Annotated in this window: 28 protein-coding genes; all 28 read right to left on the reverse strand. The window is 37.4% G+C overall.

Annotated features, from left to right (window positions below; genetic code table 11):
* Positions 1 to 101: 101 nt before the first annotated feature.
* The 28 genes from ACF8D3_RS13490 to ACF8D3_RS13625 all read right to left on the reverse strand — a co-directional run bounded on the left by ACF8D3_RS13490 (position 102) and on the right by ACF8D3_RS13625 (position 19,251).
* The gene (locus tag ACF8D3_RS13490) at positions 102 to 602 is read right to left on the reverse strand and encodes a Pmp3 family protein (protein WP_392471862.1); all 501 of its coding nucleotides are present in this window, start codon (positions 600 to 602) and stop codon (positions 102 to 104) included.
* A gap of 159 nt (positions 603 to 761) precedes the next feature.
* Positions 762 to 989 carry a hypothetical protein gene (locus ACF8D3_RS13495; RefSeq protein WP_392471864.1) on the reverse strand — a complete coding sequence of 76 codons (228 nt, stop codon included), beginning with the start codon at positions 987 to 989 and terminating at the stop codon, positions 762 to 764.
* A 42-nt stretch (positions 990 to 1,031) separates the two neighbouring features.
* Entirely contained in the window at positions 1,032 to 1,937 is a 906-nt protein-coding gene (locus ACF8D3_RS13500; protein WP_392471866.1) for a hypothetical protein, read from the reverse strand.
* A 235-nt stretch (positions 1,938 to 2,172) separates the two neighbouring features.
* A complete protein-coding gene (locus tag ACF8D3_RS13505; protein WP_392471867.1) occupies positions 2,173 to 2,796 on the reverse strand; it encodes a hypothetical protein in 624 nt (207 codons plus the stop codon).
* 1 nt (position 2,797) lies between these two features.
* On the reverse strand, positions 2,798 to 3,220 hold the full coding sequence (locus ACF8D3_RS13510) for a hypothetical protein (RefSeq protein WP_392471868.1): 423 nt from the start codon (positions 3,218 to 3,220) through the stop codon (positions 2,798 to 2,800).
* Positions 3,221 to 3,398: 178 nt separating this feature from the next.
* Complete coding sequence (locus ACF8D3_RS13515; protein WP_392471870.1) at positions 3,399 to 3,950, reverse strand: hypothetical protein; 552 nt, start codon at positions 3,948 to 3,950, stop codon at positions 3,399 to 3,401.
* A 67-nt stretch (positions 3,951 to 4,017) separates the two neighbouring features.
* A complete protein-coding gene (locus ACF8D3_RS13520) occupies positions 4,018 to 4,773 on the reverse strand; it encodes a hypothetical protein (protein WP_392471872.1) in 756 nt (251 codons plus the stop codon).
* Positions 4,766 to 4,975, reverse strand: a complete 210-nt coding sequence (locus ACF8D3_RS13525) for a hypothetical protein (RefSeq protein WP_392471874.1) — start codon at positions 4,973 to 4,975, stop codon at positions 4,766 to 4,768. The genes ACF8D3_RS13520 and ACF8D3_RS13525 overlap by 8 nt, the downstream gene beginning before the upstream one ends.
* Before the next feature lie 10 nt (positions 4,976 to 4,985).
* The gene (locus ACF8D3_RS13530) at positions 4,986 to 5,408 is read right to left on the reverse strand and encodes a hypothetical protein (RefSeq protein WP_392471876.1); all 423 of its coding nucleotides are present in this window, start codon (positions 5,406 to 5,408) and stop codon (positions 4,986 to 4,988) included.
* Positions 5,401 to 5,877 carry a phage virion morphogenesis protein gene (locus ACF8D3_RS13535; protein WP_392471878.1) on the reverse strand — a complete coding sequence of 159 codons (477 nt, stop codon included), beginning with the start codon at positions 5,875 to 5,877 and terminating at the stop codon, positions 5,401 to 5,403. The genes ACF8D3_RS13530 and ACF8D3_RS13535 overlap by 8 nt, the downstream gene beginning before the upstream one ends.
* 7 nt (positions 5,878 to 5,884) lie before the next feature.
* Entirely contained in the window at positions 5,885 to 6,325 is a 441-nt protein-coding gene (locus ACF8D3_RS13540) for a gp436 family protein (protein ID WP_392471880.1), read from the reverse strand.
* Positions 6,326 to 6,333: 8 nt separating this feature from the next.
* Positions 6,334 to 6,705, reverse strand: a complete 372-nt coding sequence (locus ACF8D3_RS13545; RefSeq protein ID WP_392471882.1) for a hypothetical protein — start codon at positions 6,703 to 6,705, stop codon at positions 6,334 to 6,336.
* A gap of 10 nt (positions 6,706 to 6,715) precedes the next feature.
* Positions 6,716 to 7,789 carry a major capsid protein gene (locus ACF8D3_RS13550; protein WP_392471884.1) on the reverse strand — a complete coding sequence of 358 codons (1,074 nt, stop codon included), beginning with the start codon at positions 7,787 to 7,789 and terminating at the stop codon, positions 6,716 to 6,718.
* 3 nt (positions 7,790 to 7,792) lie between these two features.
* Positions 7,793 to 8,182, reverse strand: a complete 390-nt coding sequence (locus ACF8D3_RS13555) for a hypothetical protein (protein WP_392471886.1) — start codon at positions 8,180 to 8,182, stop codon at positions 7,793 to 7,795.
* Positions 8,182 to 9,147 (reverse strand): hypothetical protein, encoded by a 966-nt coding sequence (locus ACF8D3_RS13560; protein WP_392471887.1) that lies wholly within the window; start codon positions 9,145 to 9,147, stop codon positions 8,182 to 8,184. The genes ACF8D3_RS13555 and ACF8D3_RS13560 overlap by 1 nt, the downstream gene beginning before the upstream one ends.
* A 66-nt stretch (positions 9,148 to 9,213) precedes the next feature.
* Positions 9,214 to 9,840, reverse strand: coding sequence for a hypothetical protein (locus ACF8D3_RS13565; RefSeq protein WP_392471889.1), 627 nt, complete (start codon positions 9,838 to 9,840; stop codon positions 9,214 to 9,216).
* Positions 9,841 to 9,933: 93 nt separating this feature from the next.
* A complete protein-coding gene (locus ACF8D3_RS13570) occupies positions 9,934 to 11,142 on the reverse strand; it encodes a phage minor head protein (RefSeq protein ID WP_392471891.1) in 1,209 nt (402 codons plus the stop codon).
* Positions 11,143 to 11,190: 48 nt separating this feature from the next.
* The gene (locus tag ACF8D3_RS13575; protein ID WP_392471892.1) at positions 11,191 to 11,778 is read right to left on the reverse strand and encodes a hypothetical protein; all 588 of its coding nucleotides are present in this window, start codon (positions 11,776 to 11,778) and stop codon (positions 11,191 to 11,193) included.
* A 64-nt stretch (positions 11,779 to 11,842) separates the two neighbouring features.
* Positions 11,843 to 13,327: a DUF935 family protein gene (locus ACF8D3_RS13580; RefSeq protein ID WP_392471894.1), complete on the reverse strand. Its 1,485-nt coding sequence runs from the start codon at positions 13,325 to 13,327 to the stop codon at positions 11,843 to 11,845.
* 3 nt (positions 13,328 to 13,330) lie between these two features.
* The gene (terL, locus tag ACF8D3_RS13585; RefSeq protein ID WP_392471896.1) at positions 13,331 to 14,890 is read right to left on the reverse strand and encodes a phage terminase large subunit; all 1,560 of its coding nucleotides are present in this window, start codon (positions 14,888 to 14,890) and stop codon (positions 13,331 to 13,333) included.
* Complete coding sequence (locus ACF8D3_RS13590) at positions 14,868 to 15,350, reverse strand: DUF2280 domain-containing protein (protein ID WP_392471898.1); 483 nt, start codon at positions 15,348 to 15,350, stop codon at positions 14,868 to 14,870. Before ACF8D3_RS13590 ends, terL begins: the two co-directional genes overlap by 23 nt.
* Before the next feature lie 46 nt (positions 15,351 to 15,396).
* Positions 15,397 to 16,041 (reverse strand): putative metallopeptidase, encoded by a 645-nt coding sequence (locus tag ACF8D3_RS13595; protein WP_392471900.1) that lies wholly within the window; start codon positions 16,039 to 16,041, stop codon positions 15,397 to 15,399.
* Between the two features lie 55 nt (positions 16,042 to 16,096).
* On the reverse strand, positions 16,097 to 16,819 hold the full coding sequence (locus tag ACF8D3_RS13600) for a hypothetical protein (protein WP_392471902.1): 723 nt from the start codon (positions 16,817 to 16,819) through the stop codon (positions 16,097 to 16,099).
* A 156-nt stretch (positions 16,820 to 16,975) separates the two neighbouring features.
* A complete protein-coding gene (locus tag ACF8D3_RS13605; protein WP_392471904.1) occupies positions 16,976 to 17,269 on the reverse strand; it encodes a hypothetical protein in 294 nt (97 codons plus the stop codon).
* Between the two features lie 2 nt (positions 17,270 to 17,271).
* Complete coding sequence (locus tag ACF8D3_RS13610; protein WP_392471906.1) at positions 17,272 to 17,469, reverse strand: hypothetical protein; 198 nt, start codon at positions 17,467 to 17,469, stop codon at positions 17,272 to 17,274.
* Positions 17,470 to 17,685: 216 nt separating this feature from the next.
* Positions 17,686 to 18,057: a hypothetical protein gene (locus ACF8D3_RS13615; RefSeq protein WP_392471907.1), complete on the reverse strand. Its 372-nt coding sequence runs from the start codon at positions 18,055 to 18,057 to the stop codon at positions 17,686 to 17,688.
* 573 nt (positions 18,058 to 18,630) lie between these two features.
* Positions 18,631 to 18,807, reverse strand: coding sequence for a hypothetical protein (locus ACF8D3_RS13620; RefSeq protein ID WP_392471909.1), 177 nt, complete (start codon positions 18,805 to 18,807; stop codon positions 18,631 to 18,633).
* A 3-nt stretch (positions 18,808 to 18,810) separates the two neighbouring features.
* Positions 18,811 to 19,251: a hypothetical protein gene (locus tag ACF8D3_RS13625; RefSeq protein WP_392471910.1), complete on the reverse strand. Its 441-nt coding sequence runs from the start codon at positions 19,249 to 19,251 to the stop codon at positions 18,811 to 18,813.
* Between the last annotated feature and the right edge of the window lie 3 nt (positions 19,252 to 19,254).

Genomic DNA, 19,254 nt, shown 5'->3' on the forward strand with positions numbered 1-19,254 from the left:
GGCAATGTAGACATGCGGTAATGGACACATCTACATTGCCAAACTGAAAATTTAGGCATTAAAAAACCCGACACTTGGTCGGGCTTAAATTTTTGGTTGATTTACTTAACTACATACTTTCCTGTAGTGCTGCCTTTGCAGTCTAACTGGATTTTATCCATAGCTAGTGTCTTTCCGTCTTTTAAAATTGGGTATTCGTTTTTGTTTTGATAGTGGCTCATACCATCATAAAAACAACGCTTTTCCAAATCTCTTTGAGATAATTGTGGAGGTGGATCATTTCTGCCTTTAAAAGCATCAATAGCCCCATCAGCCATTGCGTATAAAACCATAAATACAGATCCACCAATTATTCCTATCACAAGCAAAATTGCCAACTCACCTGCATCTGAGGGTTTATTAGATAAACATTGGCTTGATGGCACAACTGCATCGCTACCGCAGCTTTCACAAACACCTAATCCCATTCTACGCCAAATTTCATAAATTACCGCAGGAATTAAAAATAGAAATGCTAGAACAAGGGTAATTAAAAAATTACCACGATTCTTTGACCACCCCACATGACCGCAGTTATTGCAACTAACGCATTTGTTTGCCATTTAATTTTCTAATTCATAAAGTTTGTTTAGAAATTGAATTTAACAAACGGCGGAAATTGTGGCAATAAAAAACGCCAAATCTATGACCCTATAAACCTCTGAATTCAATCGTTGGTCTTAAATAAAAAGCCCCTTAAGGGGCTTTTTTAGATCATAAATTTAACAACCAGGCATATTATGTTCTTTTATCGAATGTCCGCATATATGCCATGGTTTGCCAGGCCTTGTATTGATACATAATCCGTTGGGATCAGAAGCATCTTCTCGATATGCTGGACATGTGCAATGTGCACAACTGGAATCATTTAGCCCTGGGAAATTACATAATGGCGGTTCCTTTTTCTTCTCTTTAGTATCATCATCATTTTTTTGATCACGTTTAGTCATTTTTATTTCCTTTTTAATTTGAATGTTGAGAGAATATCTTTGTTACTTTTTAGCAATTTCTGAAATTGCTCCACAATAACTTTGATTCTTCTTTAAACCATTTTCAGTATTTACATAGATAGTAGTTAAATCATTCATATTTAAGTTGGTACCAACGGTAACAGTAGTCGAGATTGATGCTGCAACTAACCCCACACAAACACCAGCTTTACTCCATAAAACTAAATTATCTGTTAAATCTTCTCTTTCTAGTTTTTTTAGTTTCGGATCGTTTGCAATTGCAGCTAATATAGAAGCCGCTGGATTCTTAACACTTCCTCTCATTTCAACAGTTTTTAAAATATTTGACCAATTTTCAATAAAATATTCAGTTGATTTTGGACCTAGCTTATTCAAATCGATTATAAGATCAGTTTCTCTTGATTTATCTTCATAAATAGCTATATATGGTCCTCTTAAAGTTATATTTCCATAAATTCTTTGAATCAAGTTTTTATTTATAAATCTATCTTTAAAAATTCTATCAATCTCAGCTTTTGCCTCTGAATAATTGTACATAAGTTTTAAATAATTACAGTCACTCTCTTCAGAATCAAGTTTCTTTTTATCAACTAACCAATACGTGACAAACTCCTTAGATTTGTCTTTTGATGGAGGTAACATTATTATTCGTTCGCATAATTTGCTTGCGGGTTCCTTAGTATACCATTTGTCTGTAAGTAAGATTATTGCAGCTGGAAAATTATCTATATCACCTGTTTTGTAAACAAAATCCCTTGTAATTATTTTGCCTTTATACTTTTCCTCCAATATTTGACCACCACTTTTTCCATTTAGAGATGAATTAACTCCAGTTTTTCCTGCGGTAAGAGTATGTGGTTTAAGCGAAGCACAACCAAAAAGTATAAGAATGAGTTGAGCTACAAGAATTAGTTTTAGTGACTTCATGATTGTACTCCTTCTAAAGATGTACATTTAATAAACAATCATACAAGTAATAAGTCAATAAAAAGGAGATGAAAAACAAATGCTTAAGAATTCTAAAAATTGTTCTAATAGATTCTAAATATTAAAATCGGAAGAAATAAAGAAACCCTTATGTTTAAGGGTGTTTATACCACAAACATTCAGGTATTAAAAAACCTCCCGTAGGAGGTTTATTTTGTCCATCACTAATTTAGAATCATGACTGACATGACAATAAATAATTAGTAGGGTTTTTATAAAGGAATGATGCTTCCTCGACTCGCTCTTCAGTTAAATTTAACAATCTAGCCGCTGCAATTTGGGCGGATTTCATAGAACCCTTTTCCATTCGTTTAAAGCTTAATTGCTTAAAAATATGCTTAAAGATGTTTACGAATATAAAAACAATAAAGGCTAGCATAGATATAACAGTTAGGGCTAATGAAGAAAAAAGTATATAACCCATACAAACCTGAATTGATTCACGTCTCATATCGACAATGAATTTCTGAATCTCTTCATCTGTAGTTGAGTAAGTCTCACTCATATCCTTTTGAATATAAGCTTTTAATTCTGGGTTTTTATCGATTTTCTTTTGCCACACCAAATAGCTAAAAAAAGACAACTCTTCCGTCATAGCAATTTCGCCATTAATCAACTTTCTAAGCTCAATGTACTCTTTGCTATCCAACATGTCTTTCTTAAGAAAGAAGATCCTAACTTTTGATCGTAGATCAAAAAGTTTATCTCGATAATAATCTAGTACAGCTTTTTTAAGAAAAAAATTCCAAACCCCCAACAAAAGAAGGAAGTTTATTGCTGTAAGTACAACTAGTTCCATATTAACTTTCCCCACTTATCATTTTTGTTTTTTTACGTTTTGGTTTTGGCGTATCACCCGTCTTGGTCAATTTGCTTGAACCCCGATAAGGATCACGTTGCTCAAGCTCAGCTCTAAGTTCTGAAACCTGAGAAATTGCGCGTTTTTTCCCTCTTCGTTCCAAATAACCATAGCTAACCGCTCCAGCTGTTGTAATATAAAGAATGATTTGATTCAACTTGATACTTGCAACCACCATAGAAATTGCTTTTATTGCCTCAGGATTTTGGGATGACATTAAATAAAGATAATACATCACAATAAAAACACATAAGATAGCAGTTGCTAATTTTAAAGATAGCACAACGACATCTTTGATAGCCATCCACTTTTCAACACCCAAATGTAATTTTATATGTTCTAACTCAAATTCTTTATCGTCCAAAACTACCCCCTAACCACTTGAGAATTAAATAACTATCTAAAAAAAATGTTGTCTAACTTTTACGCGAATATTACCTGAAATGTAGTAAATAATTAATATATGTAAAAAGCTTTGTTCAAATATTAATTTAAATCTGTCAAAAATCCGATAAATGACAGAAACCTTAAACGTATAATAATTATCTATCCAATTGCTTTAAATATTTATCCCATCCCTGCTGCTTAGCACCATTCGCCATTCTTGTGGCGATCGCATAAGCTTTCACTTGTTGATGATCCACTCTGTGTCCAGCTATTAAGTACTTTAAGAATGCTCCATAAGACATACTCATGACTTCATCTTGCCGATGGCCATGATTAATTAAATATGCAAAAGCCTCGAACCAACTTGAATCTTTACTATCGGTTTTTTCATCTTTCTTAAAGAATGCCTCATTTACTTCAATAACCTTTAAAACCAGTTCGGCAATCGCTGTTGGTTGCCCTGCATTCTCATTAAATGATTCAGGGCTTATGGATGTCACCAATGAGCACATACCCATGATATTAAGCATCTGAGGCTCAATTAAAGGTGTGATTGTTTCTATTGAATAACTTTCTAGCTTTTTAATTGGATCTGCAAATTGAGCAAATCGATTTAAGTTCTTTACTTGGATTTGTTTAATCTCAATATTCTGATCAATAAAAACATAGGGCAATGATTCATTGTTCAAAAGGAAAAAGTCATTCATAGAAATAATCCTAAAATACAGGCACAAAAAAAGACGCTTATGCGCCCCTGTGCCTGCACGTATTGTTTTAAGCTGCTGCTGCTGGAATAGTTACGATGTGACCGTAAACGCCAAGTGTTGCATCTGATTCCTTTTCTACATCAGATAACGCACGTCCTTGAATTTCATATTGCCCAAGTTCGTTGTGAATCAATGGGAAGGTTGTTTCAGGTGACTTCTTAGTACGCCACAAACGAACCGCAACATGAGTCTTGGTTGCTTTGTTATACCCTTTGAAGAACAACTCATATTCTTCTTCTAGGTCTGTCGCAATTGTTGTCTGCGTGACTGCACCAGTCGTATATGTAGCTTCTAACGGCATTGTTAAGCCAGTTACATCATTAAAGATCACTGTGCCAAACTTCGCGTCCAATGTGTATTTAGATGGATCTACCGTAACAGGCGTTCCTGTTGAATCCTTGAAAGACACAGTTGTAAGGTTATAACCACCCAATTGGATTTCTTCACCAACAGCAACCGTTCCAATACTTTGATCTGTCACAGTAGTAGATGCGATTTCATGATTTGTACCAGATAAGATGTATTCCAAATTCTTAGCGTTGATCTCTTCGATCTGTCCTGAGAATTCTACACCTGTGGTATTTACCATTGTGAAGTCTGTTGTGCTGTTGCCAGATGTACTTTCAGTATGCTCAATCAAATCAGCTGTAATCGCGATTTGAAACTCAGGTACATTCCCAATGAAGCGCATCGCACCTGCTACACCATTTGAAATTTTCGATAAGTAAAACTTACCTTGAAGATAGATATATTCCTTAGCCATTCACTTTGACCTCTTTCTGTTTTGGTGTGGACTTAACTTCAACCGATGGAATCTCTTTTTCGGTCTGTTGTTCTTGCTTTACTTCTTCAATAACCTTGATTTCAAGCAAATTAGAGATTTGTTTGTCGCTAATACCTGCAACAAAATCACCTTTTTTAAAACGTCCTACAGGTTGCAGGGCTTTGTATTGTTTTTCTGCCATGAAGCAGCTCCTAAATAATTCTTCGTGATTCAAAAATCACTGTGTAATAAACGAATGCAGGCCCATAGCCATCTTTAACATCAACGATCTGTAAAGGTTCGATAGAGTTGTCAGGTTCCCAACCAGCCAAAAGCTCAATAACTTGATCTAACAGTTCACCTGCCTCATCAGCCAAGGCTGAAATATCATTTAACTGTGCCTGAGCATTGCGACAAGCAATCGTTACTGACCAATGCAGTCCGAGTAAGTTGCTCTTTCCCTTACCTGCATCATCAATCTTTTTAACTCTTACAAAATTGACGTGTGCCGATGGTGTGACTTGAGACATCTCCGTTACAGATACTGAGTTCAACGGCGTATAGATTTGCTTAAATGCTGTAATTTCTTTGAGCTTCTCGGCAATTTCAGCACGGACATCAAAAAAGTTAGACACTTAAATGCCTCCCAATAATGTTTAAAATAGACTCATCATCTTCAGCATTAATACCCAAGAATGTCCGAGGTGGATTAACAACCTCTTTGACCTTGCGCCAATTTCCAGCAACATTGAACACTAAGTACTGGCCAGTTTTTGGCAAGATGTGAGAGCCAAAATGCATTGCTGCTGCATACTCAACGTTAGTCCCCCATTCAACTCCGTTTTCAATAACATTGTGTGTAAGGCTATTCATTAAGCGCCCCGTATCTCGCAATGTCTGTCTATTCTGCAACTTGGCTCTCCATGATTGTTTCCAAGGATTGCCATCAACATCAGACTGTTCTACAAAACGTAATTGAGTTGAACTAACCCCGTAAGCACCAATTTCATCAAACATAGCTTGCTTGTCATATCCTAAGAGATGATCAAACAATTGTATGATTGCTGACTCGCCATCGGCTTTAACTGATATTGCAAAAGGCATAAATACCTCACTTTATGCTTGGCATTTGATTCAGAACGTCATCAGCAAACATACCGCCTTGATAAGTTGTACCAATTGGCATGGTTACTGGCGACTGAGAAGGTAATTCGCCTGTCGGCTTGTCATCCTCATCCAGAACAGGCAGCACTGCTTTTTTATTGGCAATACGTTGCAAATACTTCACCTCCGACTCGTACCGTTTCTCTACTTCTTCAGTCGGTTGCTGGAAGTAGAGTCGATACCGTGCAATATTGCATGCCACTCGTTTTAAAGTGCTTGGGATTAATGGCAGCGGCAGATCATAGGCAACGGCGACATAGCTATCAATTTCTTCTGATGCATCCTGAAGGGCCTCATTGACCGCATCAGGATTAGTCTGCATAGATTCAAGGTTTGCTATTTCCGCTGCACCAAATCTCGATTCAAGGTCTTGTCTGGTTGCATACATAAATCACCTTACTTGGTTTCTGCTGCACCTTTATCAGCGTTTTCATCCGAAGCAGCTTTTCCAGCCTTAGGAGACTTGGTGGTTGCAGCAGCTAATTCAGCTTCAAGTTTTGACACTTTACCCTTAAGATCTGCAACTTCACCTAAAGCTTTCTCCTTCTCTTGAGTGAGTTGCGAATTAGCTACCTTCAGATCTGCAACTTCACCTAAGAGCTGTTTCAGATCACTTGTTGATCCATCTAACGATGTTTGTTCTGGTTGCTTATATTCTTCAATTGCTCCAGATGCTAAAAGGGCTTGAATACGGTTCGCATCAAGCCCTTTAATTTCACTACCTGGTCGAAAATGACCGATGGATTGTTTAGCAATGTACTTTGGCATTTAATTCTCCTTAAACAAAGCCACGACCACCAACCAAACCATTTTTATTGTTTGGTACAGCAAGCGGTGAAGACTCAGCCAACATTTGAATAGAAGATGGATTCTTTTCCTGCCACTGATTCAAGAAAAATTCTAATGGTTGACCAAAGGCTTCAATATTCTGAATCGCACAGTGTGCAATCCAACCATTTGCATCAGAAATCATTCCAAAGAAATCTTCAGGAATGAAACGCTCTACTGTCCCATTCATGTTGTGAGTGCCGTCATAGGTCCAAATCTGGATATTATCGACAGTACCACGGAACTGAGGTTTAGATGGATCATCAAATGTTGGTGTTAATGGAACACTAATTGATGCATAAGGCTTAATGAATTTTTCCTTAAACTCATCATTCTGAATCAAGACATTAAAAACTTTGGATGATGTTAATGCCATGTTAGGCGCAACACCTGCATGCTCAACCGAAATATCAATCATGCTTTGCATGTCTTGAACCGGAGTTGCATTTGCAAGATTCCATTTAATCAATGGTGCAAAATTACATGCAGAGTTGCGATCATAATCAACCGTATAGGATGGAAAGTCTGCAGATGCAAATGTGGTTTTTCCGTATAACAACACATCACGCGCGATAAGCAGTTTTCGGTTTTCAATCGACTGCCGCAGGTAAACCGCCTTTTGTGCCTGATCAATCAACAACAACTCGGCATCACTTAAGCGATTCGATCCAGTTGCAATAATCCCATAACGGCGTAACTGCGCCACCAATGCAGAATCCTGCACATCACTTGGCACAATGGTTACCATCGGCTTTAAATATGCTGGTTTAACAAAACCAACTTTGCCCGATTCAGCAACATTGATTTGACGACCTGCAACATTAGGGCTCACAAATGGTGCTAATGGAGTTGCTGTATTCAACTCACCAACAGGTACTTCTTTTTTGCTGTAAGAAACTCGTTGTGGAAAGAAACGATCCATCAACCAAGTGTCAACTTTTTTGGTGGTGTCAGTTAATAAAACAAGTTGCGGAATATCCAGCAACTCAACTGGTGCATTTTGAAATGTAAAACTAACGCTCATGATTTACCCCACGACTTTGCGTAATTCGATTTTGTTCTTAAGGCCTTGTGCACGAACCGCATCAATTTGATTCGTAATCAGCTTGGTTCCATCGACTGTTACGACTGCAACATCGAAAGCACCTTGCACATAAATAGGCATTTCAAGACCGTTCGCTGCATGATATGTCGATTGCGCTGCCGTCATATCTTCAACAACAATGGCATGCCAATCACCTACCACATCGGTCTCAGAATCAACTACTGGGTGTGTTGCTACGTTTGCTGCACTGACTGCGATCAGGTCACCACGCTTATAAGCTGTAGCTGTTGTTGGTTTAACATTTTCAGTACGAACACCATCACCAACAACGAGCTGGCGACTCTCGATTGTATCTGTAATTGTTACGCCCATTATTTACTCTCCTGTGCTGCTGCAAATTTATTAAAAGCTTGATCCAGTGCAGAACCTTGTGGCTGACCTGATCCACCAGCTTGCCCACCATTTGCTTGATGAGTAAATAAATGGGCTAATGCTGCATTTGGCTGGGGAGGTGTAGGCTGTGACGCTGGTTGCTGTTCAGGTGTTTTGCTTGAAAATTGACGCAACTGCTTTGCTGCAAAGCTAAATGTCGCATCATCCATATTTGTGTAAGCTGCTTTATCTTCACTACTAAATTGGATCTTCAGCTCGGTTTCTAATGATGTAATGTCAGCAGTACGCTTATCAGCCTTGAACTTTTTCAATTCTGTCTGTGCTGCATCACGCTCTTGCTCTGCCTTTACTTGTGCTGCTTTTGCTTGTTCTAATTCGGTCACATTGGTGTCCTCTATTGGTTGTTGACTTGAATTTGCCTTACTTGAGAAAGCTTTAATTGATGTATTACGATCAGCACCTGTTGAGCAGATCGTGAATTCGCGAATGCGGTTATTTCGGAAAACTGCAATTGGTCCTGTAAATGATTGACCATTTACAACGACTGTTTGACCTGTATTCACTTCTTCAACTGAACCAGGATCAATGTACATAGACATCTGGAATGGGAATTCATCATCAGAGTCCTGTACTACTGCTTTTGCGCGATCGTTTGTGAGGAAATGCCCTTCAACATCAATCTTCCCGTTGGTATCTACTTTCTTGACAACACCAACACGGCTGGTCCCGAAGTGCTCTTCTAGTAATGCCGTTGGTGAGTCAATTTCAATGCTTTCAAGGTCAAAAACAACACCTGTACGGCCCCAGTACCAGTGACCATCTACACGCCCTCCACTGTAAGCTGTACCTTTGAAAGTACGTTTCTTACCTTCAACAGCTTGAGGCACTTCAATGGCTGGAGTATTGAACAAATACTTCAGCCGTTCTTCATTTGGATCTGACATTTTGTGCTCCATAAAAAAACCGCTCCAAAAAGGAGCGGTTTTAAATTAAAAAGAAATATTTAATCTTTACCTATCAGTTTGCACATCAGGGGTAAAATAATGTCCATCTAATAACTGGCTTTCAACTACCAAGTTTATGAATCCATCCCAATGGATTGTGCTCAAGAACAATACAACCCATGTAATCATTAAAGTTAATCCACTTCGAATTGGCACTCGACTTACGGAATACTTTTTAAGTATCAAAGAATTTATGACAGATTCTATTAAGCCAGATTGTTTATTAATTTTTGACATTACCTTAGAACGTTGATCATCCTGTTGAGAATGATCAAGATTAAACAATGAGATAAAACTTTCATTATCGATTGTTTCCTTTAGTTCTTTTTCAATTTCACTTGTTTTTAATTCCCACCATTCTTGCCAATATTTTGCACCAGCTGCAACACCAACTTGTTGCCAAGAAATAAAAATACCCGCGAAACAAATTACAAATTCTACAAATGGTTTACTAGCTTGATTACTAAAAACAGCAGCTAACAATACGCCCTGAAATAACATAAAGAAATTATTTCGATTAATTAACTGCTGTATCTCAAAATTTCTTGTTTCTATTGCAAGCTTATATACAGCTTTCAATTCAGAAAGTTTTTCGGATTTTGGATTGCTACAAGTATCAGTTTTTTCACACATTATAATTCAGTTGTTTAAAGTTTGGCATATACTATATATAATCACATAATAATTCAAACTCTTAAATTTACTAAATATTATATGTTTATTGATTCATAAATTAGCTATTACTTTTAACATATAAACCAATTTTCCCGACACCATTTCTACTGAAACAACTTCAAACGAAATGCCAATTTCAAACAACACCCCCTGTCCAGCGTTAAGTTGTTCCAGATCAATTCCCAAACCTACGGCATTCTCCACCTTAATCACCACATCGGTATTGGATGCAGCCAACATCAACGGAAAATCTAAAGTGATTGTCTGACCAACCTGTAATGAAGCTACATAAGACAATGAGACTGAACCCGTCACCACATCCGCCGTGTTCTTAGCCACAGCCTGAATCTGGGTCATATCAGCAACCAGCCAACGGCGTAGTACTTGCTCTGCCATACTTATTGGCTCTTTGCTTAAATACGCCGTTAAAGCTGCATCATTGCCCATTACGTAATCTATCAAAACCTTGATAGCGCTTGGTCGGATGTTAGGATCAAGCGGAATAACCTTTTTGGTTATAGTCTCAAATAGATTCCGACTTTGATCATTCATCGGCGCCAGTAGACTTTTAAGCTTGTCGCTGGCTGTCCATTCAGCTTGAATCAGTTGTTTTTGTTCAAGCAGGAAAGTTTTATCCAGCAGTGAATCAGCAATTTTCTGATCCACCAAACTGGATAAATCACCGAAGCTTGCTGGACTGGTTGACCAGCCTAGATCCACTGCGATATCAGGCAAATCCTCATCTGACGTTATGCAATATTTCAAAGCCTGTTTCTCTGTGAGAGCGATAACTGTGCAACGACATCGAAATCCATTTGGTGGATACCAAATCAACCAAAATGGGTCATCAATGTGACGAACAATTCGATTCATAGCCAAGTGGCTAGGTCTAACTCGGCTGTCATCAATCGCTGAATACATCAGGTAAGGTTTAGCTACTTTATTGCGCTGCTGTTGCTGCCACCGTCCATGAGCATAAGCTGACTGGATGTTAGTACGGAAAACGTTATCCAGATATGACTCAGGCAAATCAATACCTTTATCGGCAACGAGGTCTTTAAAATCTTGAAACGTTGAACCGTCAACGATTGATTTGTTTATCGCATGCATTACGGTATTGATCTGCTCAAGGCTCGTAAGAAAACTAACTGTGCTTGCATAATGTCTGGTACGTAAGTCCAGTGAATAGAACTCATCAGGCAAAACGATCTTCTTAAGTTGTGCGTATTGCATAGCTTCAAGAAATGGGACTGGCTGCATTTTCATTTTTCCAATAAAAAAACAGCCAAACGGCTGCATTGTTAAAAATTATTTCTTACTTAAAAGATCTGGCAACTCTCTATGCGTCAAAAAAAGAATCCCCATTACAATTGTAATAAAAAAGAAAAAAAGAATTATCAAAACTAAAAAAAATCCTAAGATCTGTTTTCCGATATAAATATTAGCATCTATCAGATTTATTAGGTTATTACCTGAGAGTATGAAAAAGATAGTTATTGTAAAAAAGAAAAAAATGGTAAAGCCTAGATAAAGCATTTCCTTTTTAAACCCCTTTTCATTGAGTTTTATATCGATTAACTTCTGATTTTCATCATAAACTTTTTCGATAGACTCATCCCAGAACCAAACTGATGGTGCAACTATCTCAAAATTTATAAACTTCTTAGTATTAATAAAATACTCAACAATTTCATAACCACCCCTTGGGCTACCTGTTAATTTTTGAGCTGCTGAATCTAATAAGGCTTTTCTAATTTCTGGAGATAATGTCTCATCTTCATTAATTAACTTAACCTTGCTAAAAAACTCTATTCTCCTTTCATATCGCTCATCTGCCTTTTTAAACTTGTCTTTACGGCTTATAAAAAGTTCAATTAGCTTTATAAGATCAATCATTACTACCCTTAACAATTTTAATTATTTAAAAATAGTAATGATTTTATAGACCTAACAATAAAATTCAACCCGATGAACTTGACAATACATACCCAAGCACATCACCTGCATACAACGCCCTATCCAAATTCGCCGTGAACTCTGTTTTAGAAGCATGGGGAATAAGCTTTTGCAAATTAAATGCAAGAGCTTCAGGTGATTCACTCTGTTTGACTAATTCAGCAATCTGCTTCTGATCAAGCAAATTTAACGGCCCTTGAGCATCAGTAAGTTCTTCAACTTCCTGCTGATCTGGACTTAACTTTTTAACATCTGCTGCGAAGCTAAAGGCAGGATTTTGCAAAGCTTTAAATTGAGGCAAAGGCACCCCATTCTGAGGGTCAGCCACATCACCATCTTGCAGCTCGTATTCGCGCTTAAAGTACTGTGATGTTAAATTTGCCCCTGCATTTTTCAGCTTTTGATCTCTATCAGCTTTATCAGTATTTAATGATTTCTCATCACCAATTATGATGGTATGACGCTCCCATCCATTGATAAAGCATAAAGCATCAATCATTGCTTGAATTGTCGATGTAATCATTCGAATATCAGCTTGAATTTTATTGTTCTGCACTTCTAAATGAACTTCACCTAAAGCCCTACTACCTTGTCCATCCGTACTACTGGTTAAAGTCTGACCTAAGATTACTTTTTGAATACTGCGTTCAATCTTCTTATCAAATGATTCAAACGCCGTAGAACCATTTTGATTGCTTGAAATTGCTTCGACTGATTCATCAGCATTGATAGATAGTACAGACTGAGCATGAGCATTCAGCAAAGCTTTTAGCATTGCTTCTACGCCCTTTGTTGACTTACCAACTAGTAAAGGATTTCCAAACCGCTCAACATACTTTGCCCACATCTTCGAAGTACCACTTTTAAAGAAGTGTAACCAATAAAGACGGCTGAATAGTGCTTCACCGTATGGGTTCTCGTATGTAGGCTTACATTGCGTTAAGAAGTGTTTAAACTTTTGATCACATTCTATGTCTCTGTGCTGATCATTGTAGTTTTGGCCAAGAATCAATTTTCCATCATTCTTGGGTTCAAACCACTGCATAGGCTTAACACCTACCCATTCCCAACCGATATAGGGTGTTATCGTTTGTCCTTCAAAATGTACTGCATTTTTATCGTAAACAACTTCAACAACCGAATATCCATACCACCGCGCATTTTGAGTGCCTAACACAGTTTCAGACCACCATTTGCGAAGCTCATCAGAAAGTATCTTTGATGCCGTTGTATTGTTTGGCTCTAATCGAAACGGCGAGCTTTCAAGCTTATCTTGACGTTTCTCAATACATTGATAGATTTCATCGTCATACATCAAGATACTTAAACGATTACGAGGAACACCTGCTTTTCTTAAAACCTCATCAATATCAGGCATGCGAGTTAGAAACTTGATAAAAGCTTGTTCTGCCTGCTGTGTATATAAATAACCCCCAGTCACTGCTGACTGAGGGTTATTTGATTTTTTAGATTTGTCTTTCTTTGCCATATCTTAACCACCCATTGGAGGCTCATAGTTCTGTTTAACGGTTGCCTCTTCAATCGCATCGATCAATGTATCCACCTGGTCATCATGATCATGTGTCATATCCGCTGTGAATGCTTCACATTCTTCAATGAAAGCAGCAACCCAAGGTTGTCCAATAGGCAACATCACCAATCGATCATGAGGATTGTTTTCATAGTCATGTTCTAAATGAACCTGAACATCCATAAAGCGTGTGAGTTTGTCTGTACCTCGCTGAATAGCAATACATGGAACACCTGCATAAGTACCAAGGTTTTGCATCAATTGAGTACCATGTGCTTTATCTTCGACATTCATCCAACGAATAGGCCTTGTTTCATATGTATAAGCCTTATGCTTATCAATGAATGCCTTGGCCTGCCTGTTCATCTCAGGCGCTTCCCATTTGCCACGTAACAGGTCAATGATGTAAATCTTGCCATCTACACCCAAGCCAACAAGCAAAAATACAGTGTAGTCATTATGCGTTTTTACTTTTTGAGCCGTATCAACATAGATGGCCCGCCATTGTAGTGCAGGCAAATCTTTATAGCGTCCAAACCACTCAGTCTTGATAAGGTCGCCACCAAGCTTTTTAGGATTCTGCATGTATTGGCTTGCAAAGGTATAACGAGAAACAATCGCGCCGTCTTTATCCTCACCACCTTTTTCCAGCTGCAGCAATGATTCGAGTGATTCTTTCAGTGGCCAATAGCTTTGGCGGCCTAACGCATCACGCTCTACATCCTTTTGAACTTTTGCTTGAATATGTTCAGGCAATTGACTGATGTAATCGTCATCAATCAAAGCAGGAATGCAGATCTGTTCCCAATCACCTGGCACGTTACCAGTCATCACAAAATTAGTTGGATCTTCAACGTGTAAACGCTGCATGATCAAAATAATTGGCGTGTCAGACTTAGCTTTACGTGAGTTGACTGTGTTCAGGATCTTGCGATTGGCTTTCTTACGTGCTGACTTACTAAATGCATCCTCAGGCTTTAAAGGATCATCAAGAATGATGGCACCAGTAAAACCCTCATTCGCCAATGTACCTGCACGGCGACCAGTAACCTGCCCACCCATCGAAGCAGAATAAACATGCCCCGCATCATATCCATCTACTGTGGTTTTCCAACTTGATTTGGCATCAGTACTAGTTGAGATTTTGACTGGCCATAGGCTTTGAAAATCCACCGATTTGACAATGTTTCGCGCAGTTGCAGACACATCCTCAACTAAAGATTGTGAATACGACAAATATAGAAAGCGTGAACGTGCATTACGCGCTAAGCCACGGGCAATAAGATTGGTTAATAGCTCAGTCTTTCCCGAACCAGGTGGAACGTTAATTACAAGGTTTTTAACCTTTCCTGAAATAACCTGATCAATCTTGTCTGCAATGTATTCATGATGCCAATTGACCGAAAACTTAAAGCCCATGCGCGGCAAGAAAAAGCGCCGAGTAAAGAATAAATGTTCTTTCTCACAGCGTTCTCGTTCTAACTGCATTTCTAGCAAGCTAGTATTTACTTTCGAGTTCATCCATTGCCTGCCTTATCTGTTCAGGCGTAGCTACAACGTGGGTAACTTGCTCAGGGTTAAGAGGCTGACCATCTGCGCCAGTTAATTGCGTTTTGCTTGTATTGGTATATTGCCCGCCCATCTCTTTTGCAGCTTGCTCTGCCCATTTCGGAATCAAAACTGGATTGTCTGGATATTTATCAACTAAACCCTGTAGAAGCTGTAAACGATAGCGCATGTTCGCAATAGGAATAGCTTCAAGCTCTTGGTTTGCTATACGGCGATATTGAAAGAATTTATCTCGTAATTCCTGACTTAAGTCTTGTCCAGTTCTTTTAGTTGGGTCGTAGGCTTCACATTGCTGTGGGGTGACATCAACTTTAAATATTTCTCTAACTGTTTTGGATGTTTGGGTTGGTGTTTCAAACTCAGCAAGCATCCTAACGATGAACAGTTTCACCTTTTTGGTAATACGTGCCATTTCCACCATTCCATCCAAGTACATCCAAGAAGAATGGCAAAAAAATTTAAACCACTCTTAGAAAGCAAGTTCCACAGGCGTGATAGACATCAGCCTTTGCCACAGTTGGCCGTTGATTTGCAGCATTCACCATTTCTTGTACTTCCTGATTTGCTCCATAACGGCGAACTACGCCCGTGAATTCTTCTACGTCATGCCCTTGAATCGTCAACTTAGGCTTACCCGTTTCACGGTTATAGGATGGGATTCCCCATTCATCTTTCTTATGCGCGATGTGATAAAGCTCATGTTCTATTAGGGCACAGAAATCAACATCGTTTGCTTGTTGGGCGTAAGTTGCATCGATCGTGATTAAGTAATCAGGTAAATCATTGAACCATTGATAAAACTGTTCTTCCTGCCGTTCTTTCTTCCATCCACTTGCATTGATCATGATCTTTTCTGTTTGGCCAACGACAAACCGACCTTGTTTCTTAAATCCACCTTTAGCCCACATCACGGCGATCTGAGGATAATAGAAAGCCTCAAGATGAGCATGATCAGGATTAAATAGTTTATGTTCGGGATTGAGAAAAATTGACTTTATCCACCGCCATAATTCAGGTGCTGGCGCAAAGTTGGGCGTATCCAAAGCAAAAATCCATTCTGGTGGGTATGGACGTTGCTGAATAACAAATCCGACTTCATTCATAAGTTTCATCCATTAAAAAACCTTCCGAAGAAGGTTAAGTTTATATTTTTTAAATTCATTTTAGAGATTTTGCTTTTTCCCACTCTATTTTTAATAATTTTCGGATTTCTGCTCTAAAATTATTATAATCACATTCAATTAATCCCCGAATGCTTTCATTTTTATCAATTGCTAAACATTTTGGGAACTGCTCTCTGATAATTTCATGAATATTACTCATTAATTCGAGAATTATTTGCTCATTAAGACCTTCAGGATTAAGTAAAAACTCAATTTTCAAAGCAATTCTTGTAATATTTATACTCTCTTGAGCTGTTTTTTCTAGAAAAAATTCATTGTCATCTTCTACTCCCGATCTAATTGCTTGCCTTTTCTGTATATACAAACTACTCATTTTAGACAAACTTTCTAAATAGAGAGTTGAGGTATCACGTAAGTCGTTTAACCAAACCTGCCTGCTCTGAAACACCAACTCCTTTTTTTTAAGCTCTTCTTGCATTGCTAAAGATTCTTTATTGGATTTGATTATCTCATTTGTATTGGCTTTTGCCGCATCAATACTTGCAATAATTTGCTTGACAGTAATTTCAAATGATTTTGTTGTTAAATCAAAGCTTTTTTTACCATACCACCATGCTAAGAAAACCCCGATTAAGGCTAGAATAACCCCTATCAAAGCAGCTATAACAAATGAATAAATTGCAGTTGTATCTGTAGATGCAAAAACAAATCTCGTGTTTTCATTTGTTTGAATAATTTTTTGAGGAAGTGTTTGCATATTTAAGTTTATAATAAGAGAAGTAAATTAAATTAATTATATGCTGGATATTGAATTTTTAAAGTATAAAGCTCCACTAATAATCAATATTTAGCAGGACAATTTGTGCCGTAATCCGTTCGGCAAAAAAAACCTCCCGAAGGAGGTTTGTTTAGGCTATGGATAACATTTAGTTAATTTCATTTGCCAATCGCTTTTAAATCTTGAATTCAAAAAATCTTCAAATTCTTGTTTTTGTTCTTCAAAAGTTTTGTCAGTTACTATTACTACATTTCTGCCACTTGTAACGCCATACCTTGTAATACCATTCTCTGCATCTTTTGATGTGGTCTTATATGATAGATATAGAGTAGCAAAGCCATCTTTAATCAAGCTTTCACGATTTTTTACCGTTCTCGGGCATTTACTTTCAGGTATTACAACCTCAACAACATATCCTTGTGTGGGCATAGTTAAACCTCAATAATCTCGTAATCGATACCTCGAGCCATGTCTTTACTAAAATATTGAGCAGATAGATCCGCCTCTTCAAAATCACCAAACTGACCAATCTTAATAGCTTGTTCTTTTGATTCTGTTGTTCCCACATCCCCATTATCGTCAGATATGAAATAAGTATTGCTATCTAAAAGTTTAACTATATATCCCATCATAAACTCATTTAAGTTTCTAATTGATATTAGAAAATATCTTCTTTATTGTATAAATTCAACATCCTTTTCAGTCTTTTCTAGCATCATTTCGAACCATTTTTTAGATTCTTCTTCGTCCATAGCATCACTATTTAGCTACGTTTACTTTGTAGCAAGCAATAAGAAGCCCCACCAAAGCAGAGCATATACTAAAACCTCCCAAAGGAGATTAGTTTATTTATCAGAAGTAAGAATAATTTTGTCTAAATAGATTTTATGGTCTTTTAGTTTACTTGAAAGATCTGTGATCATTTTAATTAGCTCAGGTTTAGACAATCCATTCTGTATAATCTTATCGGCATCTAACTTGAGATTTGTTACCTTAAAAGCTTCGTTAAGAGCCTCTTGAAAGTGTTCTGGATTTGAAATATCAAGAAACGCCTCAAGTTGGGAAATGTCTTTTCTATATTCTTTTACTTTTTTTACATAAGCATCTTCACCATTCAATGAAATATAAAATCCTAATAAATCATTCTCAGTATGTCTATTTAGAGAGACTTTATGTGCTACTAAATCATTTCTTAAAACATTTAAATCAATACTCACATCCCACACTCACAAAAATTTTCATTCTTTTTATTTGAGGGTTAATTTTTTAATTTCAACCTAACATCAATAATTAAAAAAAGGATTATGCTCACGTACCAATTAAATGAATTACGCAAATATGGACCATAGTGCTCCTTTTACATTTCTATAGACAACAAAAAAGCCCACCTTTCGATGAGCTTCTTAAGAATCTGGTGTGGCCTAGGGGAGTTTCACCCCTAGATTGGTTTCTTTTAGAAATCTACATTTTAACATTTAAAGCCCTGCGCACCACATAGCGTACCAAGCACATTTACATTGGGGTTTATTTTCTTCATATTAAAGGTTCCTTTTAATTTATTAAAAAACTTACAGAGGTTATTACTGATAAAATCAAACGTTGCAATTAACGAAACGTACTGCAGCAGGGCTTTAAATATATAGTTGCATGTTACCATGCCTGTAGGCGCATCTATCAACCCATGAGTCAAGCCAACATAGAAGATAGATACTATTGCTAAACTAGTTAGTGAATTACTATAACTTCTTCCACTATAACAGAAATATGCCATATTGCGTTTAAACAGTCAATTAGCCTTTTTGAAATGTAACTATAGCTCTGTAACCCTTTTCAGGCTCAAATGCATGACTGACAGATAAAAGCTTAAACTTATCATAATGATTAGGTGCCTCATTAATCCATTCTTGAATTCTTATCTCTAGAGTATTAATGCTATGAGCCTTAATTACTTGAATTTCATAAATCATTTTTTATCCCATTTTTAGAAAGTTATATTTACCAAGAAGATAGAATCTAGCACAGCTCACCATAATATTCACCTGCCCTTTTGACTGGTTAGTAATATCTGCCACCACGTTTAAAGAACGATTTTCTACCTTGCATTTCACAAGACACATAAGTGCAAATTTTGTTGTGTAATCCACTTTGCTTGAATTGAAAACTGATCGTAGAAGGTTTTGGACTTGATCAGCTTCATAATCTTCTATCTGACATCGAATGTAAGACTTACTTCTAGGCATCTCCTTATCAGCCTCTCTCATCAACCAGTAGATTTGATTGATATGTAAGCCATCAGGCAAATCACCGCCTTTCATGCGAACAGTTTCACACCAAGCGCCGAACTGCTCTAACCATCCGTCAATTGTGAATTTAGACCAGTCCATTACTTTGTTTTTAGCGATAGCATTCATCAA

Origin of the sequence: Acinetobacter sp. YQ_14 (assembly GCF_043102985.1) — a bacterium.
GTDB lineage: Bacteria > Pseudomonadota > Gammaproteobacteria > Pseudomonadales > Moraxellaceae > Acinetobacter > Acinetobacter venetianus.

Bases quoted from the DNA above. Each gene is read 5' to 3' on its own strand.
- ACF8D3_RS13490 (WP_392471862.1), bottom strand. From the start codon at position 602: ATGGCAAACAAATGCGTTAGTTGCAATAACTGCGGTCATGTGGGGTGG.
- ACF8D3_RS13495 (WP_392471864.1), bottom strand. From the start codon at position 989: ATGACTAAACGTGATCAAAAAAATGATGATGATACTAAAGAGAAGAAA.
- ACF8D3_RS13500 (WP_392471866.1), bottom strand. From the start codon at position 1,937: ATGAAGTCACTAAAACTAATTCTTGTAGCTCAACTCATTCTTATACTT.
- ACF8D3_RS13505 (WP_392471867.1), bottom strand. From the start codon at position 2,796: ATGGAACTAGTTGTACTTACAGCAATAAACTTCCTTCTTTTGTTGGGG.
- ACF8D3_RS13515 (WP_392471870.1), bottom strand. From the start codon at position 3,950: ATGAATGACTTTTTCCTTTTGAACAATGAATCATTGCCCTATGTTTTT.
- ACF8D3_RS13520 (WP_392471872.1), bottom strand. From the start codon at position 4,773: ATGGCTAAGGAATATATCTATCTTCAAGGTAAGTTTTACTTATCGAAA.
- ACF8D3_RS13525 (WP_392471874.1), bottom strand. From the start codon at position 4,975: ATGGCAGAAAAACAATACAAAGCCCTGCAACCTGTAGGACGTTTTAAA.
- ACF8D3_RS13535 (WP_392471878.1), bottom strand. From the start codon at position 5,877: ATGCCTTTTGCAATATCAGTTAAAGCCGATGGCGAGTCAGCAATCATA.
- ACF8D3_RS13540 (WP_392471880.1), bottom strand. From the start codon at position 6,325: ATGTATGCAACCAGACAAGACCTTGAATCGAGATTTGGTGCAGCGGAA.
- ACF8D3_RS13545 (WP_392471882.1), bottom strand. From the start codon at position 6,705: ATGCCAAAGTACATTGCTAAACAATCCATCGGTCATTTTCGACCAGGT.
- ACF8D3_RS13550 (WP_392471884.1), bottom strand. From the start codon at position 7,789: ATGAGCGTTAGTTTTACATTTCAAAATGCACCAGTTGAGTTGCTGGAT.
- ACF8D3_RS13555 (WP_392471886.1), bottom strand. From the start codon at position 8,182: ATGGGCGTAACAATTACAGATACAATCGAGAGTCGCCAGCTCGTTGTT.
- ACF8D3_RS13560 (WP_392471887.1), bottom strand. From the start codon at position 9,147: ATGTCAGATCCAAATGAAGAACGGCTGAAGTATTTGTTCAATACTCCA.
- ACF8D3_RS13565 (WP_392471889.1), bottom strand. From the start codon at position 9,840: ATGTGTGAAAAAACTGATACTTGTAGCAATCCAAAATCCGAAAAACTT.
- ACF8D3_RS13570 (WP_392471891.1), bottom strand. From the start codon at position 11,142: ATGCAGCCAGTCCCATTTCTTGAAGCTATGCAATACGCACAACTTAAG.
- ACF8D3_RS13575 (WP_392471892.1), bottom strand. From the start codon at position 11,778: ATGATTGATCTTATAAAGCTAATTGAACTTTTTATAAGCCGTAAAGAC.
- ACF8D3_RS13580 (WP_392471894.1), bottom strand. From the start codon at position 13,327: ATGGCAAAGAAAGACAAATCTAAAAAATCAAATAACCCTCAGTCAGCA.
- terL (WP_392471896.1), bottom strand. From the start codon at position 14,890: ATGAACTCGAAAGTAAATACTAGCTTGCTAGAAATGCAGTTAGAACGA.
- ACF8D3_RS13590 (WP_392471898.1), bottom strand. From the start codon at position 15,350: ATGGCACGTATTACCAAAAAGGTGAAACTGTTCATCGTTAGGATGCTT.
- ACF8D3_RS13595 (WP_392471900.1), bottom strand. From the start codon at position 16,041: ATGAATGAAGTCGGATTTGTTATTCAGCAACGTCCATACCCACCAGAA.
- ACF8D3_RS13600 (WP_392471902.1), bottom strand. From the start codon at position 16,819: ATGCAAACACTTCCTCAAAAAATTATTCAAACAAATGAAAACACGAGA.
- ACF8D3_RS13605 (WP_392471904.1), bottom strand. From the start codon at position 17,269: ATGCCCACACAAGGATATGTTGTTGAGGTTGTAATACCTGAAAGTAAA.
- ACF8D3_RS13610 (WP_392471906.1), bottom strand. From the start codon at position 17,469: ATGGGATATATAGTTAAACTTTTAGATAGCAATACTTATTTCATATCT.
- ACF8D3_RS13620 (WP_392471909.1), bottom strand. From the start codon at position 18,807: ATGATTTATGAAATTCAAGTAATTAAGGCTCATAGCATTAATACTCTA.
- ACF8D3_RS13625 (WP_392471910.1), bottom strand. From the start codon at position 19,251: ATGAATGCTATCGCTAAAAACAAAGTAATGGACTGGTCTAAATTCACA.